Source organism: Nocardia sp. NPDC047648, from assembly GCF_040642815.1.
Classification (GTDB): domain Bacteria; phylum Actinomycetota; class Actinomycetes; order Mycobacteriales; family Mycobacteriaceae; genus Nocardia; species Nocardia gamkensis.
Genome location: NZ_JBEYSX010000005.1, coordinates 275,930 through 290,363 on the forward strand (window position 1 = coordinate 275,930; position 14,434 = coordinate 290,363).

At 65.2% G+C, this 14,434-nt stretch carries 20 protein-coding genes; 12 read left to right on the forward strand and 8 right to left on the reverse strand.

Annotation, left to right across the window (positions count from 1 at the left end; translation table 11 throughout):
- Positions 1 to 11: 11 nt before the first annotated feature.
- The gene (locus tag ABZ803_RS13990) at positions 12 to 434 is read right to left on the reverse strand and encodes a hypothetical protein (RefSeq protein ID WP_357036898.1); all 423 of its coding nucleotides are present in this window, start codon (positions 432 to 434) and stop codon (positions 12 to 14) included.
- Positions 435 to 472: 38 nt separating this feature from the next.
- A complete protein-coding gene (locus tag ABZ803_RS13995) occupies positions 473 to 610 on the reverse strand; it encodes a hypothetical protein (RefSeq protein WP_357036901.1) in 138 nt (45 codons plus the stop codon).
- A gap of 76 nt (positions 611 to 686) precedes the next feature.
- Here ABZ803_RS13995 and ABZ803_RS14000 point away from each other — a divergent pair, with 76 nt between their 5' ends.
- Together ABZ803_RS14000 and ABZ803_RS14005 are read left to right on the forward strand one after the other, a co-directional pair.
- On the forward strand, positions 687 to 1,349 hold the full coding sequence (locus ABZ803_RS14000; RefSeq protein ID WP_357036904.1) for a YdcF family protein: 663 nt from the start codon (positions 687 to 689) through the stop codon (positions 1,347 to 1,349).
- Positions 1,350 to 1,392: 43 nt separating this feature from the next.
- Complete coding sequence (locus ABZ803_RS14005; protein ID WP_357036907.1) at positions 1,393 to 1,527, forward strand: hypothetical protein; 135 nt, start codon at positions 1,393 to 1,395, stop codon at positions 1,525 to 1,527.
- A gap of 224 nt (positions 1,528 to 1,751) precedes the next feature.
- Here the strand turns inward: ABZ803_RS14005 and ABZ803_RS14010 are convergent, their stop codons facing one another.
- From ABZ803_RS14010 to ABZ803_RS14025, 4 genes are all read right to left on the reverse strand, one after another.
- The gene (locus ABZ803_RS14010; RefSeq protein ID WP_357036909.1) at positions 1,752 to 2,615 is read right to left on the reverse strand and encodes a class I SAM-dependent methyltransferase; all 864 of its coding nucleotides are present in this window, start codon (positions 2,613 to 2,615) and stop codon (positions 1,752 to 1,754) included.
- 135 nt (positions 2,616 to 2,750) lie between these two features.
- On the reverse strand, positions 2,751 to 3,023 hold the full coding sequence (locus tag ABZ803_RS14015) for a helix-turn-helix domain-containing protein (protein ID WP_357036912.1): 273 nt from the start codon (positions 3,021 to 3,023) through the stop codon (positions 2,751 to 2,753).
- Between the two features lie 65 nt (positions 3,024 to 3,088).
- Positions 3,089 to 3,475, reverse strand: a complete 387-nt coding sequence (locus tag ABZ803_RS14020) for a hypothetical protein (RefSeq protein ID WP_357036915.1) — start codon at positions 3,473 to 3,475, stop codon at positions 3,089 to 3,091.
- A gap of 74 nt (positions 3,476 to 3,549) precedes the next feature.
- Positions 3,550 to 4,221 (reverse strand): TetR/AcrR family transcriptional regulator, encoded by a 672-nt coding sequence (locus ABZ803_RS14025; protein ID WP_357036918.1) that lies wholly within the window; start codon positions 4,219 to 4,221, stop codon positions 3,550 to 3,552.
- A gap of 301 nt (positions 4,222 to 4,522) precedes the next feature.
- On the opposite strand from ABZ803_RS14025, the gene ABZ803_RS14030 reads away from it, so the two are divergent.
- The 4 genes from ABZ803_RS14030 to ABZ803_RS14045 all read left to right on the forward strand — a co-directional run bounded on the left by ABZ803_RS14030 (position 4,523) and on the right by ABZ803_RS14045 (position 8,596).
- Positions 4,523 to 4,954 (forward strand): SRPBCC family protein, encoded by a 432-nt coding sequence (locus ABZ803_RS14030; RefSeq protein ID WP_357036921.1) that lies wholly within the window; start codon positions 4,523 to 4,525, stop codon positions 4,952 to 4,954.
- Between the two features lie 378 nt (positions 4,955 to 5,332).
- Positions 5,333 to 6,448 carry an MlaD family protein gene (locus tag ABZ803_RS14035; protein ID WP_357036924.1) on the forward strand — a complete coding sequence of 372 codons (1,116 nt, stop codon included), beginning with the start codon at positions 5,333 to 5,335 and terminating at the stop codon, positions 6,446 to 6,448.
- A gap of 347 nt (positions 6,449 to 6,795) precedes the next feature.
- Positions 6,796 to 7,584, forward strand: a complete 789-nt coding sequence (locus tag ABZ803_RS14040; RefSeq protein ID WP_357036927.1) for a hypothetical protein — start codon at positions 6,796 to 6,798, stop codon at positions 7,582 to 7,584.
- A 340-nt stretch (positions 7,585 to 7,924) separates the two neighbouring features.
- Entirely contained in the window at positions 7,925 to 8,596 is a 672-nt protein-coding gene (locus ABZ803_RS14045) for a hypothetical protein (RefSeq protein WP_357036930.1), read from the forward strand.
- Positions 8,597 to 8,778: 182 nt separating this feature from the next.
- Here ABZ803_RS14045 and ABZ803_RS14050 read toward each other — a convergent pair whose 3' ends face one another.
- Positions 8,779 to 9,336, reverse strand: coding sequence for a hypothetical protein (locus ABZ803_RS14050; protein ID WP_357036933.1), 558 nt, complete (start codon positions 9,334 to 9,336; stop codon positions 8,779 to 8,781).
- 20 nt (positions 9,337 to 9,356) lie between these two features.
- Here ABZ803_RS14050 and ABZ803_RS14055 point away from each other — a divergent pair, with 20 nt between their 5' ends.
- The 3 genes from ABZ803_RS14055 to ABZ803_RS14065 all read left to right on the forward strand — a co-directional run bounded on the left by ABZ803_RS14055 (position 9,357) and on the right by ABZ803_RS14065 (position 10,713).
- The gene (locus tag ABZ803_RS14055) at positions 9,357 to 9,569 is read left to right on the forward strand and encodes a hypothetical protein (RefSeq protein WP_357036936.1); all 213 of its coding nucleotides are present in this window, start codon (positions 9,357 to 9,359) and stop codon (positions 9,567 to 9,569) included.
- 239 nt (positions 9,570 to 9,808) lie between these two features.
- Complete coding sequence (locus ABZ803_RS14060) at positions 9,809 to 10,294, forward strand: hypothetical protein (protein WP_357036939.1); 486 nt, start codon at positions 9,809 to 9,811, stop codon at positions 10,292 to 10,294.
- A 215-nt stretch (positions 10,295 to 10,509) separates the two neighbouring features.
- Positions 10,510 to 10,713 (forward strand): cold-shock protein, encoded by a 204-nt coding sequence (locus ABZ803_RS14065; protein WP_040871014.1) that lies wholly within the window; start codon positions 10,510 to 10,512, stop codon positions 10,711 to 10,713.
- 456 nt (positions 10,714 to 11,169) lie between these two features.
- On the opposite strand, the gene ABZ803_RS14070 is transcribed toward ABZ803_RS14065, so the two are convergent.
- The gene (locus ABZ803_RS14070) at positions 11,170 to 12,009 is read right to left on the reverse strand and encodes a MerR family transcriptional regulator (protein WP_357036943.1); all 840 of its coding nucleotides are present in this window, start codon (positions 12,007 to 12,009) and stop codon (positions 11,170 to 11,172) included.
- Between the two features lie 108 nt (positions 12,010 to 12,117).
- Between ABZ803_RS14070 and ABZ803_RS14075 the strand changes: the two genes are divergently transcribed.
- The 3 genes from ABZ803_RS14075 to ABZ803_RS14085 all read left to right on the forward strand — a co-directional run bounded on the left by ABZ803_RS14075 (position 12,118) and on the right by ABZ803_RS14085 (position 14,394).
- Positions 12,118 to 12,324: a hypothetical protein gene (locus ABZ803_RS14075; protein ID WP_357036946.1), complete on the forward strand. Its 207-nt coding sequence runs from the start codon at positions 12,118 to 12,120 to the stop codon at positions 12,322 to 12,324.
- Between the two features lie 300 nt (positions 12,325 to 12,624).
- Positions 12,625 to 12,972: a DoxX family protein gene (locus ABZ803_RS14080; RefSeq protein WP_357036949.1), complete on the forward strand. Its 348-nt coding sequence runs from the start codon at positions 12,625 to 12,627 to the stop codon at positions 12,970 to 12,972.
- Between the two features lie 93 nt (positions 12,973 to 13,065).
- Positions 13,066 to 14,394 carry a cytochrome P450 gene (locus tag ABZ803_RS14085; RefSeq protein WP_357036952.1) on the forward strand — a complete coding sequence of 443 codons (1,329 nt, stop codon included), beginning with the start codon at positions 13,066 to 13,068 and terminating at the stop codon, positions 14,392 to 14,394.
- Positions 14,395 to 14,434 lie beyond the last annotated feature (40 nt).

Consider the following 14,434-nt stretch of genomic DNA (forward strand, 5'->3'; position numbering starts at 1 on the left):
GCCGGCCGCGTTCACCGATCGAAGCCGCGGAAAACACCGTCGTCGTCGACGCCGTCGGCGTAGTCCTCGAAGTCCATATTGGCGAGCAAGAAGTTGACCTCGACCTCGGCCATCGCGGTCGGCGCGATCCGGAACACCGGGTCGCCGTCCCCTCGGGCATCCTCGTCGCTGGTATCGACCGCCAGCAGTGGATGCTCGGGGTCGGTCATCGTGGTGGCGTCGGCGAGGAACACATAGGTCCGGCCATCGACCAGATCAGCCAGGTCGGCGGGTGTCAGGCCGTCGAAGGAAACGTCGTCGACGGGTGTCAGCTCCGTCATCGTGTCTTCGTCGTAGGACGCGATGACCGCCGCGAGGGTTTGGGCCCACGCCACGTCGTCGGTGAAGTCGGTACGCACCAGAAGCGATTCGCCCTCGGGCAGAGATCGTGCCATGCGCCCGATTGTGCACTACGGCAGCGACACCAACACTCTCAGCCGCCGCGGGTGAATATCCGCCAGGTCTGCACCGTTCCAGCGCTGTCGGTGACGATGATCTGCGAAAGAATCTCGGTCAGCGACGTCTCGTCCGCGACCCCGGATACGTCGCGCATGAATGCGCCCGGCCACATCGATCCTCACCTACAGTCGTCGAATCGCGGTCACACGACAGACCTTACGGTCCATCCACCCCGAGGACACGCACCCATGCCTGCAACGACTTTGCCCGAGGAGCTGCGCGCCGACGTGGAAACGTTGTGGCGCTACAACCAGATGGACCACCCGGTACGCCCCGTCGACGTCGGAATCGGTCTCGGCGGACACGACCCGGGCGTAGCCACCTACGCCGCGCACCTCTACCACCGAGGCATGTTTCCTCTGATCGTGTTCACCGGCGCGAACGCACCGACTACTGTCGAACGTTTTCCCCGCGGTGAAGCGGTGCACTTCCGCGAGCACGCCCTTCGCCTCGGTGTCCCCGACTCGGCGATTCTGGTCGAAACCGCGGCGAGGCACACACCCGACAACATCGGATTCACCCGCGCCCTCCTGGCCGACCGCGGGATAGCGATCGCCTCCGCGATGCTGATTTCCCGCCCCTACCAACAGCGGCGAAGCTACGCCATCTGCCGCAAGCAGTGGCCCGAGCTCGACGTGATCTGTGGATCACAGCCGATGCCGCTGCAGGAGTACATCGACAGCATCGGCGACGTCGACCGGGTGATCACCATGCTGGTGGGAGACACCCAGCGCATCTGGGTCTACCCGCAGCAGGGACGTGCCATCGAGCAGGACGTACCTACCGGTGTGACGGCGGCCTACACCAGGCTCGTCGACGCCGGCTTCACCGGCCGGCTGCTCCCGGCTTAGCAGCCGGACCACGCCTCAGGGAAGCTCCTGGCCGATACTCGCTGTGTTCAGGGGACCGTGCGATCCGCTGCGCATTATCGGCAAGCCGAGCGTGGGCTTGACCGGCGTCGATGAGTTGTGTGACTCCGATCAGATGACTCAGCTGCGCGAGGGTTTCGTCGTGCGCCTGCTGCGGTGAGCGGCTGCACGAGCCACTCGAGGTGTCTCTAGGCAGTCGGCCTGCCTACCGTAGCTCGACGCGGCACCAGCATTCGGATTGGCGTGTGTAATTGCGCGAAATCCATTGACGCCATTTGTTAGGGCTCCGCCCACGTCGGTCCCCGCATTTCTCTGAGTTGTGCAGTTCACGGAGATGCTGGCCGTCGCGACAGATGTAGTGCCGGCCGACGTGGCGGGCAATGCTCAGCGGCTCGCGCGCAGTATGCGGATCGCGCGTAGTGCGCTGGGCGGTTCGCCTCCGAATTCTTCGGATCCGTCGAGGTAGCGGGTGAGGAGGTCGGGGGCGGAGTGGTCTTCGAGGTCGGTGAAGCCGAGGGCGCGCAGCTGTGCGGCGATGTCGTCGGGCGTGAAATAGCTGAAGACGGGTTCGCCGACGCCGGCCAGCCGATCGGCACGGGCCTGCTGGTGCGCACGGTCCTCGTCGCTGTCGGCGGGCCGCAGGTAGTCGAAGACCACCTCGACCGGCTGGGCTTGACCAGCGATGTATTCGAGAGTGGCGTGGGCGGCGTTCGGAGTCAGATAGAAGACGACGCCGAGCCACACGAATACGGCCGGGTCCGTCCGTTTGAAACCCGCGGATTCCAATCCTGCTGCCAGCGTGTCGGTTTCGAAATCGACCGGCACGAAGGTCAACGTCTCAGGGAGGTCGATTCCGGCGGCAATGAGGCGTTCGCGTTTCCACGCTTGGGTGGCCGGGTGGTCGACCTCGAAGACGCGCACGTCCGGGAGCGGATTGCGATAGGCGAAGGTGTCCAGGCCTGCGCCGAGGATCACGACCTGCCGCACCCCAGCGGCGATGGCCGTGGCCACGGCGTCCTCGGCGAAGCGCGCGCGTGCGGCGAAAAACAGTCGGCGGGGCCGCTCGCTGACCCGGTCACCGAGGTGACCGGTTGTGGGCGTGCTGAATTCGGCCAGGTCCTCTGCGGTGACGCCGAGCAGACGGGCCGCCAAGGGGTCGGTGAAGATCTGTGGTCGGTCGGCGATCTGATGATAGGCGCGGGCATACGCGGTGATGAGCGCTGTCCGGCTGGGGCCGTCGTTATCCATATTCCAGAACCTACTTGCGAATGTGGCGCGTGCTCTATGAACTCACTCACGCTCAAACCGCGAAGGAGTGCGCAAGCACGAGCCATGCAGTCCCCGGGTACGCCGCGGTTGAAGTTTCCATGCGGTACGGCGGTATCAATGGATCTGCTCTGCCCAGGTTTCCGCCCACTCGGTGACCGGTTCGAGATGGCGGACGAGCCCGCGGCCGAGCGGTGTCAGCGCGTAACCGGTGACGTGTTCGACGATGCGTGCTTCGACGAGCTCGTGCAGCCGCCGGGTGAGCACACTCGACGAGATGTCGCCGCACGCCGTGCGCAGCTCCCGGAAGGTCGGAGGATGATCGGCTCGATCGAGTTCCCAAATGATCCGCAACACCCACCGCCGCCCGATCAGGTCGAACAGGGCCATGATCGGGCGCCCGGACGTCGACCCTCGAACCGGACGCCCCGGGCGCGGAGCCTTGGCCTCCACCACTATGCCGATTGCCCGGTCAGCGGCGAAACCTTCAGCTGCTGTGCCATTTTCGCGATCGCGGTGCGCAGCACGCGATAGGGCCGCAATAACAGCGTCACGTGTTCGAGCCCACCCTCTATGGCGAACTCTTCTCGCAATATGCCCTGCAGCTCGTGGCCGTCCACTCGAGCGGTGAACGCGAACAAGCGATCCCGCTCGCCACCCCACCTACCGGTCTGTTCCACTCCTTCCAGAACTGTCGCGATCAACCCCAGCATGTGCGCCACATCCGCGCGTCCGCGGTAGTCGGCGACTGGGCTGGAGAACGTCGAGTCCGTGCGCAACAGACTCGTTACCCGCTTCATGTCGCCACTCCGCCAGCTGGGAAGAACCAAGCTTTCATTCATGCCTCTATTTTAGAGGCGCACAAGCTCGAGGTCCACCTCGTCGCTCGGGACGCGACGTTTGCAGGACCAGCGCTTCAACGGTGCCCCAGTGCCACCAGCACCTGATCGGTGAGGCTCTCGATCCACGCCGCCGTCACCGCCGCCGGATCACGCTGCGATGTTCGCAGAATGGCCAGGACGACTCCACCCACCAGATCGAGAGCGGCGCCGAGGTCGTGCGTCCGGAAGCATCCCGTCGACACGCCGGCGTGGATTCCCGCCGACAGGCGCGAGCTGATCGCAGGGTCTTCCAGGATTCGGTATCGCACCGTGAGCACAATCGCGGCGATATCAGGATGTCCGATGCCGACCTCGCCGAGCGCACGCAAGTGCGCCCGGACGATGCCGGTTGGATCGTCGATGCCCGCGGCAGCTGTGTCGAGGATTCGCACAAGGTCCTCGATAACCTCGGCGATGACGGCGTCGAACAATTCGTCTTTGCTACCGAAGTGGTTGTAAAACGATCCGGTCGCGATACCGGCGTCCCGTGTCAGATCGGCGATGCCGAGTCTCCCGGCCAGGCCACTACCCAGGGCCAACCGTCCGGACTGCATCAGTGCCGCACGGGTCCGCATGACGCCGTGTGCCCGCGCGCTCAACCGATCCGCGCCCCGCGGCAGCGTCACACTCGGACCCCCGCCGCCGCTCGTGTCACGAACGATGGAGGCCGGGTCGGTCTCCCCATCGGCAGCAACTCGTCCACTCATAATGGTAACAGTGTCTCCGATATTAGCATCGCGGTCAATCGCCTGGACAGCATTCGCCCTCGCGGCGACGCGGCGGGCTCGCGGTGGCCGCTATACCCCGCATGCGCCCCGACATCAGCTCCCCGTCCCTCTTCGAGCCGGGTTGCGACTCCTCACTGCGGAGTGCGGGCGGCTCCGCGACCTTCCGCCGGCCTTGGCGAAGCGGCATAATTCGGATACGTTGTATCCGAATTAGCTTGCCGAGGAAACGGCAGCCCTGTCGCGAGCGGGGCCGCGAGATGTTTCGAGAACAGGAGAATGCATGCGCACCGTTCAGGCCAGCGCCACCTACAAGGCGCGTCCAGAGGAGATCTGGAAGGTCATGGGCGACCTGTCCCGCTGGGGCGAGTGGCTGGTGATTCACAAGTCGTGGAAGAGTGGCATCCCCACCGAGATCGCCAGCGGCGCTACCGCTACGGCGGGTGCCAGCGTCATGAATATGCCGGTGACCATCGATTGGACTTTCGAGCACGTCGACGCGCCGCGCTCGATCAGCATGGGCGGGACCACCAGGGCAGGCGTCAAACTGGCACTGGCCATCAGCCTGCGAGACGAAGCCGAGACCACCGCAGTCGACGTGACAGCGAGTATCGACGGCGGCATGATCGACGGCCCCATGGGCGGGGTATTCAAGAACTCCCTGGTCGGCGCACTGGACAAGTCGCTGAAGAAGGTTCAGGGCCTCATCGCCTGACAGCCACGGCGGGGATCGAACGAATCCGTCGCCGACGAATCCCGCAGACCCCGGCCCGCTCCGTGGGCGATGTTCGGCGGACACCCTCGGTCGCGCATCGGCAGATCCGCGCCGCCATATTAGCAACACCGTTTCCGATATGTATCCTCGGCGTCGAGAACGGGCAAGCGGTCTCCAATCCGAGCAGCCGGAAGCAAGCTCCCTTGGATGCACGCCGTATTGGTGATCACCGTGGGTGTGCCGCCAACCCACGCTCCAGCACTGTCCGCAATCGCAGACACCGCAGCGGAAAGTCGCAGGACTACCCCGTTTTCCATATCCGACAACCCGAGCATCTTCATCCGGCACACGATGGAGCGGCAGGCAAGACAGCGAGGCATGCCCGTGCTGAGATTCCGTCCGGCGACCACATTCAGCCCGGTCAAAGCTTTCGTCATCAGCGCAGCAGCGCTCGCGGTGGGCAGCTGCGCCCTGCTGCCGAATTCGGCGAACGAAGCGTTGCGGGATCCAACGCACATCACCGCTGACTTCGACAACATCGCCGGTATCTACGAAGGCAACCCCGTCACAGTGCTCGGGCTCGAGGTCGGCAAGGTGGAGAGGATCACGCCGAAGGGCACGCTCGTCGAGGTGCATCTGACGATCGAATCCGGCGTGAAGATCCCGAAAAATGCGGTGGCCGCGATAATCTCGCCTTCTATCGTCACCGATCGCCACATCGAGCTCACCCCCGTCTACACCCAGGGCGAGACCCTCGCCGACGGCGCCCACCTGCCGAAGTCACAGACCAAGACCCCGGTCGAGCTCGACACGATGATCAAGACCATCGATAAGTTCGCAGCCGCGCTGAAGCCGCAGGACGGCACCGAAGGCCTCGGTCCGATGTCGGGCCGCGTGCTCTCTCCCATGCTCGACGGCAACGGAGCGAAGATCCGCGACACCCTCCAAGCGCTGTCGGACGCACTGAAAGTCGGCGTCGACAACAAGGACGCGGTGGCGAACATCATCATCAGGCTCAACGAGCTCACCACTATGCTCGCCGAGAACGATCGATCGGTTCGCGATTTCAGCGACCGGATGACCCAGATGTCCGGCCTGCTCGCCGAGCAATCCCCCGGTCTACAGGCCACACTCGACCAGCTCACCACCTTTCTCGCCAACACCTCCGGCACCCTCGGGCAGTACCAGGACCAGCTCGCGGGCACCTTGACCGGACTCACGACCGTGACCCGCCAGCTTCGCGACAACGCCTCCGGCCTCACCGAAGTCGCCGACCTCGCGCCATTGGTGTTCCAGAACATCGACAACCTCGTCGACCGCGAGAACCAGCGAGCGCGAGTCCATTTCATCATTCCCACCGCCCTCAACGGTGAAATCGTCAGCCTGTTCTGCGAGCGCATGCAGATGAAAGCCGACGGTTGCCGCACCGGGAACATGCAGGACTTCGGTCCCGACTACGGCCTGACCGCCGCACTACTCGGACTCACGAAATGACGGATCGTCGGGACGACCGAACTCGCTGGCGTAGGGCAGGTTGTCGAGACCGACGTGTTCCGCCCCGCCTTGGGCCGGGCTGAATACACGCCGTTGCCGTTCGGGGCGGTGGTGGCCTGCTCGTAGGAGCGGTAGCGTGTTCGACCGGTTTCGATCGAACAGTTATGATCAGGGCCGACTCGACGACGTGGCGGGGTTCGTCCAGGACCGGAGGGGCTACGGGAATGACTGGTGCTCCGTACGATTCGGGTGATCACGTGCGGGCGGGCGACCCCGATTTCATTGCGCGGCAACCGGATTCGCCGCCAGATGGTCGGCCGGTTCCGGATTCGGGCGTCTACTCCCACATGGCGGCTTCGCCCTCCGGTCAGCCGGTCGTCGGGCACCAGCACGCCGGGTGGGGGCAGTGGCCGCCGCAACAATCTTTGCCACAGGCGTATCCGACGCAGCAGGCCGGTCGCCGCAAGCCGGGGTTGGTTGTTGCCGGTGTTGCCGGGCTGGGAGCGATGGTGCTGGCGATCGGGGTGGTGATCGGCGTCGTCGTGCGTGATCGAGACAGCGATACCGTTCCCGCCGGTTCCTCGGCCACCGCGCCGCCGGGACCGGCGACCTATTCGATGAAGGCGATCACCAATGCATGCGACCTTGTCGATCGCACCCCATTGACCAGGTGGGCCTCCGCGCCGCTCGGCGATCCCGAACATGAGGAAACTGCGTCGTCCGGCAACTTCGGCATCCTGAATTGCCGGATCAACTATGGCAATTCCACCGACGACACCTTTCCGATGAACACCGCGGCGGTCAGGGTCCGGGCTGATGTCATGGACGGCTCGGCTTCGCGAACGTACGACCATTGGAAACGCAGCGCCGCCGACCTCGCCGATGACGGATCGGTGGTGACATCCGGGGAGTTCACCGGCATCGGCACCCAAGGTTACTGGCAGTTCGAAGCCGACAACTTCGGTGGCATCGTGGACGCCGAATTCGTGATGTGCGTATGGGACGGCGGTGTCGCGGTGCGGGTGGAGATCGACCTCTCGCGCGAGAAGGAATCCCCGGTGGTGGACAGGGACGAACTCGATTCGGCCGCCAGATCCCAAGCCCGCAAGGTGCTGGCCGGACTGCGACAGAACTAGCAACCATCGAATCGAACGGGCCGATGAGGACGGTCGGGTGACTACACGGCCACCGGCGAAGTACGATCTGCGCTGAGTCGAGGAGTCTCGACGGGGAGTACGTCGAGGAATCGAAGGGCTGCGAGAGATGACAGACCCGCGGCACACACCCGGCCACCCCGTTCCGGACGACTCCGATATCACTGCGCGGCAACCACATTTGTCGAGCGGCGACTGGACACGGCCCGACATCGACTACAGCCGACCTGGTCAGGGATATCAGCCGCCGGTTCCGCAGGGCCCGTCCTCGCCTGCCGGTCATCGTAAGCCAGGCCTGATCGCCGCCGGTGTCGTGGCGTTGGTGGCGGCGCTGGGCGCCGGTGTGGTGATCGGCATCATCATCGCCGACGGCGACAGTGGCAGTCGGTCCGCCGCTGTCGAGGCGCCCGCCGGAGCGCCGCCGACTACATCTACCGCCACGACTACTCCGCGTCCGGAACCGGAGCCGGGAATCTATTCGATGAACGGAATCGCCGATGCGTGCGATCTGGTCGACCCTGCCCCACTGCACAAGTGGTCGTCCACACCGGACCAGCCGCCCTATCATCACGAAACCCCGCCGAGCGCTTATGACACCGGCCGCCTGTCATGCCAATTCAGCTACAAGAGCCTCGCCAGCGACGGTGTCCACTGGAATCAAGCGGCCATCGACCTCCGTGTCGAGTTCACAACGGCCGGAACCGCACCCGCTTATGACGACTGGAAACGCCAGGACACCACTGCCGGGTCCGGGGCGGGTTCCGGCGAGGTCACCGGAATCGGCGCCCAGGGTTACTGGCACACCGCGGTATCGGATTCCAGCTACACCACTGGAATGGACTACGTCGTCGGCGTGCAGGACAGCAACGTCTCGGTGCGAGTACGAATCCCCATCCTGCGCCAGCACGGCGAGCCCTCGGTAAACCTCGATGAGCTCGGCACGATCGCCAGAAACCAAGCCCAGCAGGCCCTGGATGGACTGAGGAAGAAGTAACCACCGCATTCTTCGAAGGTCCGATCGGCTGCGGCACAGCTCCGAGGGCGTCGCTGCCGCCGACGGTCACAGCCGGGTGCCATTGACCACGGTCGGACGCGCCTGTGACCATTCCGGCCTCCGGCCACACGTGCCTAGCGCCTTTGTAACCAGGGGCGCAGGGACAAATAAATCTCGTCTCGCTACCGGGTGAGGGAGTCCGGGCCGGGCACTGTGGGGAGGTTGGCGGTGTTCTCGGGTGCTGGGCGCAGGGCCAGTATGCGGCCCAGCAGTGTGACCAGCGCGAGGTTGACCGCGACCAGCACCACGAGAATGCCCGTGCCGGGGCGGGGCTGTTGTTCTGCGGGGGCGAACACGTAGAAGACGGCGATACCGTGGCCGACGAGCAGGCCAGGTAGGGCCCTCAGGTTACGAAGGTCGGCTGGGCCGAGGTCGGCCAGCAATAGCCAGGTGATCGGAAGGATCAGCACCGCGGCGAAGATCCCGGCCGGCCATAGCGTGGAGTCGAAGCCGATCGCCACGCCCGCCGCGGCAGCGACGACAATCGCTATGGTGGTGCGCCCCAGCGGCACGTTCTCGGGGAAATATTCGGGATCACGCGTGCTCAGCAGAGCGACCAGGATGCCGCCGCAGATCAGCGCGCCGGCGGAGTGTGCGACCCCTTCGAAACCGGGACGCCCCCAGCAGGACTCGCACCCGAACCTGTACAGCAGGATGGGAGTCCCCGGGGCAGGAACCACACGACAGGAGCCCGACCCTCATGGTCTCGCGTCTCACCAACCTCCCGGAAGTCGCACACCCCGACGAGCCTGGACCGGCGCGGCGGCTGGGCACGATCGAACTGGCGGCCTTCGCCCTGATCGTGGCCACGGTGATCGTTCTCGTGGTCGTCGGCAACGCCAGCGCCACCATCCTCACCGCCGCGACCGGCTTCGTCATCGGCACCTTCCGGGCCTTCCGGACACGCCGCTGACCAGCCCCCACCGACCAAGCGAACAAGGGTGTCGAGAATCGTTCGGTTCATGGACACCCGGCGATCGCGCGCGAGCCGCGCGTGTCTCCACCGCTCGCCGGTCCACCGCGTTCCCCCGTCGGATAAGCGATGGAGCTGAGATATCGCGAGTCGGAACGGATTTCGGTCCCGCGTTACAGTGATTCTACTAACGCGACGACTGCGGTAACACCGGCTGCCGGTGACCCGACAAACCGGGCATGTCTCTGAATTACAAGCAGCCGCAACGGGTTTTGGCTCGCGCAGGTGTCGTCGCAGCGGTGACCGCCGCCGGGATGGCCGGGTTCGCAGCGCCGTCTACCGCCATACCGCATGACCCGGGCTTTCCGTTCACACCGACCCTGACGCGCCTGGTGCCGACCAGCTGCTCCGCGATCATCGACGCGGCCACCGTGCAGCAGGAGAAGGCCGGCACATTCGGCGTGCGGGTGAACATCACCCAGACCGGGGAGGGCTGCTCGGACTGGAAGGTCGCTGTGCGCTTCAAGAACCTCGATACCGGGTACGCGGACGGCCAGCAGCACCGCGTCGTGAACGGTGTCGTCCAAGACACAGTGGACGGCGTGATCGTCGGTTTCGGCACGGCGCCGGGCGTCGGCCGGGTGGAGGCTCGAATCGTCGCGCTGGACTCGAACAACAGGGAGATGGAACAGATCTCGGGTACGGCGACGTTCACACTGAGCTGAGCGCGAGTTCCGTCTCCAGTGATCGCACGGCACGGCATGCTCGGCGGTCGGTCGAGGTGCCGGTGTGGGCCGACCTGGAGCGGTGTCCGGCCCGGGGTGTTGGCGTGTAAGGCCGTGGTCGTGGTGATGGGGAGCCGGGGGTGTGGCATGCTTGATGACGAGCACGGGCTGTCGAAGTGATCGCTCGGCTTACTACAGGAAGTAATACAAAGTACATGACGCAAGGCAGTGTGAAGTGGTTTAACGGCGAAAAGGGCTTCGGGTTCATCGCGCAAGACGGTGGCGGTCCCGACGTTTTCGTTCACTACTCCGAGATTTCCGGCTCCGGATTCAAGTCCCTCGATGAGGGGCAGCGTGTCGAGTTCGAGATCGGGCAGGGCCAGAAGGGCCCGCAGGCTCAGAGCGTCCGCGCCATCTGAGAGCTGACAGACCGGAAACCCGCGCTACGGCGCGGGTTTCTCGCTTTTCCGGGCTGCGCTGCGCGGTTCCCTCATATCCCCGATCGAGCGCCCTTCCCCGCGCTCGACGCAATCGCATGGTATGCGCCCACCCACATCCTCCGGTGGCGCCGCCGCCAACTCGGTGCCCACGTCTGAGTACACGCCTAGCCCGTAGGGCAATATCCCGAGGCCCTGATGAGGTGGGCCGTCTTTTGTTCGGCTGCCGCGGCCAATGGGTGGCACCACCGCCCGACCCAGCACCCCCGCCTTACCGCATCCACACGCATGCCCCGTGCGCCGACCGAACAGCGGGAAGGCGCTTTCTACGCCACCGCGTCGACCAGTCCGCGGACACCGCCGGTCACCGGCACTGTCGCACCCGCCGAGCCACCCGTGCCGCCACAGTCGACCAACGGCGGTGAGGCGAGGATGTGCTCACCGGACCGGGACGGTCACCGAGATCATCGCCTCCGACTCGGGCACCTGGCTGGGGTCGTTGCGATAGATGTTGAAGTGGTGGGTCGAGACGTCGTCGTCGATACGAGCGATCCGCAGACCGTTGTCATTGATGAAGGCCGCGATTCGATCGTGTGCTTGCGGGATCATCTCGGCGAACGGTCCGGTCACTGTCGCGCACACCGCGCGGCGAACCGGGAAGTGCAGCGCCACGAGCGGGCTTCGGGCTTCGACACCTGCGGCGGTCTCCACGAACACCGATTCGTCGACATCGGTCTCCCGGAATTCCCCATCGTGTTCTATGCAACCGCCCGCACCGGTGATCGCGATGTTCTGCCGCTGGAGCTCGGGCACGAATCGCTCCCATAGTTCCCCCTCGGCGGCATAGTTTTCCACTGTCCCTCGCAGCGTCACCAGCGTCTGCGCGGGGATGTCGATCAATTCGACCTCGATGTCGGACAAGACGTTCTCCAGTTCGTTACGGTCGAGCATGCGCTCGATGAGGGCCAGCCGATGCCTGGCCGAGGCGGCCTCGTCCACGAGTGTCCGGCGCTGCAATCGCAGCGCATCGGCATACGCGGGAGTGCCGAACACGGCGAGCAGGGCTCCGATGGCGGACACGCCGAACCCGACGTCACGCAGCTGCCGAATCCGGGCGGCATCATCCAGCTGCTCCGGCGAATACCGGCGATATCCGCTGGCATCGACCACGGCGGGAGTCAGCACACCGCTCGAGTCGTAGTGCCGCAGCATCCGCACGCTGATCCTGCTCAACGAGGAAAAGCGGCCGATGGACATCAGCTTCGAGGGGTCGGTCACGCCAGTGAGTCTGCAGGCTCACACGATGTCAGAGTCAACCGCCGCGGCGGCGGGCAGCCGAGGGAAGAGGTCCGCAGCGAACGGCGAAATTTCGGTGATCCGACGGCCGTGCGTTACGAAGTCCACCGGACCCGGGTGCCCGGAAGTCTTCCCTGTCGGGTGATCGCAAAACTGCAGCCGCTGACATGGCGTGTAATCGTGGGTGAGGGCGTCGGACAGCTCGATGGGGGCATCGAGCAGGACTGGTCGGATGACGAACTGCCGTTCGAATTCCGCAGACCGAATGCGGTTTTCTTCGCCATCGGCCCTTACTGAGCCGGAGTCGTACGAGCCGATCTGCACCGACTGCGCCGTTTCCGCCACCGACTGGCGGCGCGCTCGGCTACCACCACGTCGCCACACCCGAACACGCGACCGAATCGGCGGCCACCGGACAATCGCCGAACCGGGTTCGGTCTCGAGGAGCGGCGTGTGCTGTTCGGCTACGCGCGACCGACACCGCGATCGGAGACCTCCGACGAGCGCTGCCGGATGTCACACCCCGGCGCGCTGCGTCGTCATCCAGGCGAACCCATCCGGACCAGGACTTACCGAAGAGAAACCGAGAAGATTCCCATGAACACTGCCTACATCGTCGTCACCATCGTCGCTGCCGCCTGGGTCGGCTTCTCGGCGGTCTCGCTGCTGCGCCGGGCCGCGTTCGTCGTGGACCCGCTGGTGGAATACGGCGTGCCGCAATCGTGGTGGACGCCACTGGGTTCGGCCAAGGCGGCTGGAGCGCTCGGGTTGATCGCCGGCCTCTTCGTTCCCGCGATCGGAGTCGCCGCGGCCGTCGGCCTGATCCTGTACTTCGCAGGCGCGGTGATCACCGTGCTGCGGGCCCGCTCGTACAAGACCGTGGCGTTTCCGATGTTGTACCTGATTCCGGTCGCGGTCGCGCTCGGTCTGGGCTTCGCGGCGTAAGGAAGGTGCCGCCGCGCGGGGTCAGCGGTATCTATTGCCACTGGGGGGATTTCAGGTTTGCGAGTCGCCGAGCAAGGGGTTGAGGATGGCTACATGTCGCATGCCCCGATATCTCTGCGTGAACTCCCTCGGCTACGCACCCGCCACCTCGCGCAAATCGGTGGACTGATGCGCCCCGGTACGCACCGATCCCCCTTGCTGGAATTCGGCGAACGGTTCGTCGTCTCGCCGCCGGGATTTCCGACCATGCTGGTCACCTACGACATGGACGATGTGCGAGGACTGTTCGCCAACCACGACGACTTCTCGGTCGGGCAGGTGCTGAGCCGCTTCTCCAGCCACGACATGATGTTCGGCAAGCAGACGTTGATCTTCCTCGACGGTGACGAACATCGCCGCGAACGTCAACTGTTCGCGCCGCCGTTCCAGAGCAAGGCACTCCGGTCCTACGAGGATCTCATGGTGGAGGTGGTCCAGCGCGAACTGCCGAGCTGGCCTGTTGGTGAACCGTTCGAGTTTCTGAAGGTCGGCTACGATTTGGCCATCGGCGTGCTGCTCGGCGTCGTCTTCGGCGACGTGGCTCCGCCCCGCAGGGACCGGCTGAAGCAGGCGGTCATCCGGTGGTTCGGGGAAATCGAAAGTCGCGGTTTTCTCGCCGTCACCTTGCTCACTCCACTGATCGGTGGCTACACGTTGCCCTACCCGCCGCTCAGCCGCCGACAGTCCGAGGTCGACGCCCTCATCATCGAGGAAATCGTCGCGCGCCGGTCCACACCCGGTGACGGGAACGGCCGGAAAGATGTGCTCTCGCGGTATGTCGGCACCGAACTGGATCAGCACGACGACGCCGCGTTGGCCCGCAATATGCGTGGCATCCTGCTGGGCGCCTACGAGACCACCGCGATCACGCTCGGCTGGATTGCCGCCATGCTGGCCGCCCACCCGGCAGCCATGGCCGAGCTCGACACGGCGGTCGACGCGGGCGACCGCGCCCGGCTCGACACATACCTCGACGCCGTGGTCGCCGAAACGATGCGAATCCGCCCGGTGTCTCCGTTCACCGGTCGGCGCGCGCTGCGCGACACCGTGGTCAACGGCGTCCACGTCCCCAAGGGGGCCATCGTCATAGTCCCGATTCTCCTCATTCACGAATCGCCACGGCATTATTCGGACCCGATGGTCTTCCGCCCTGAACGTTTCCTCGACGAGCCACCGAACGGCCGCACCTGGCTGACCTTCGGCGCCGGCGCGCATCGCTGTCTGGGCGCCCAATTCGCCTTGACCGAAGCGCGCATCCTGTTCCGCACCATCCTCGAGCATCGTCGCATCGGCGCGGCCACCGGTCCCGTCGAACCCCCACGTCGCTATCACACCGGCCTCAGCCCCGCCGACAACGCCCGGATCACCCTGCATCCCCGCTGATCAGACCCGCACCGCGGCAGAACGATTCGCCATCGACGGA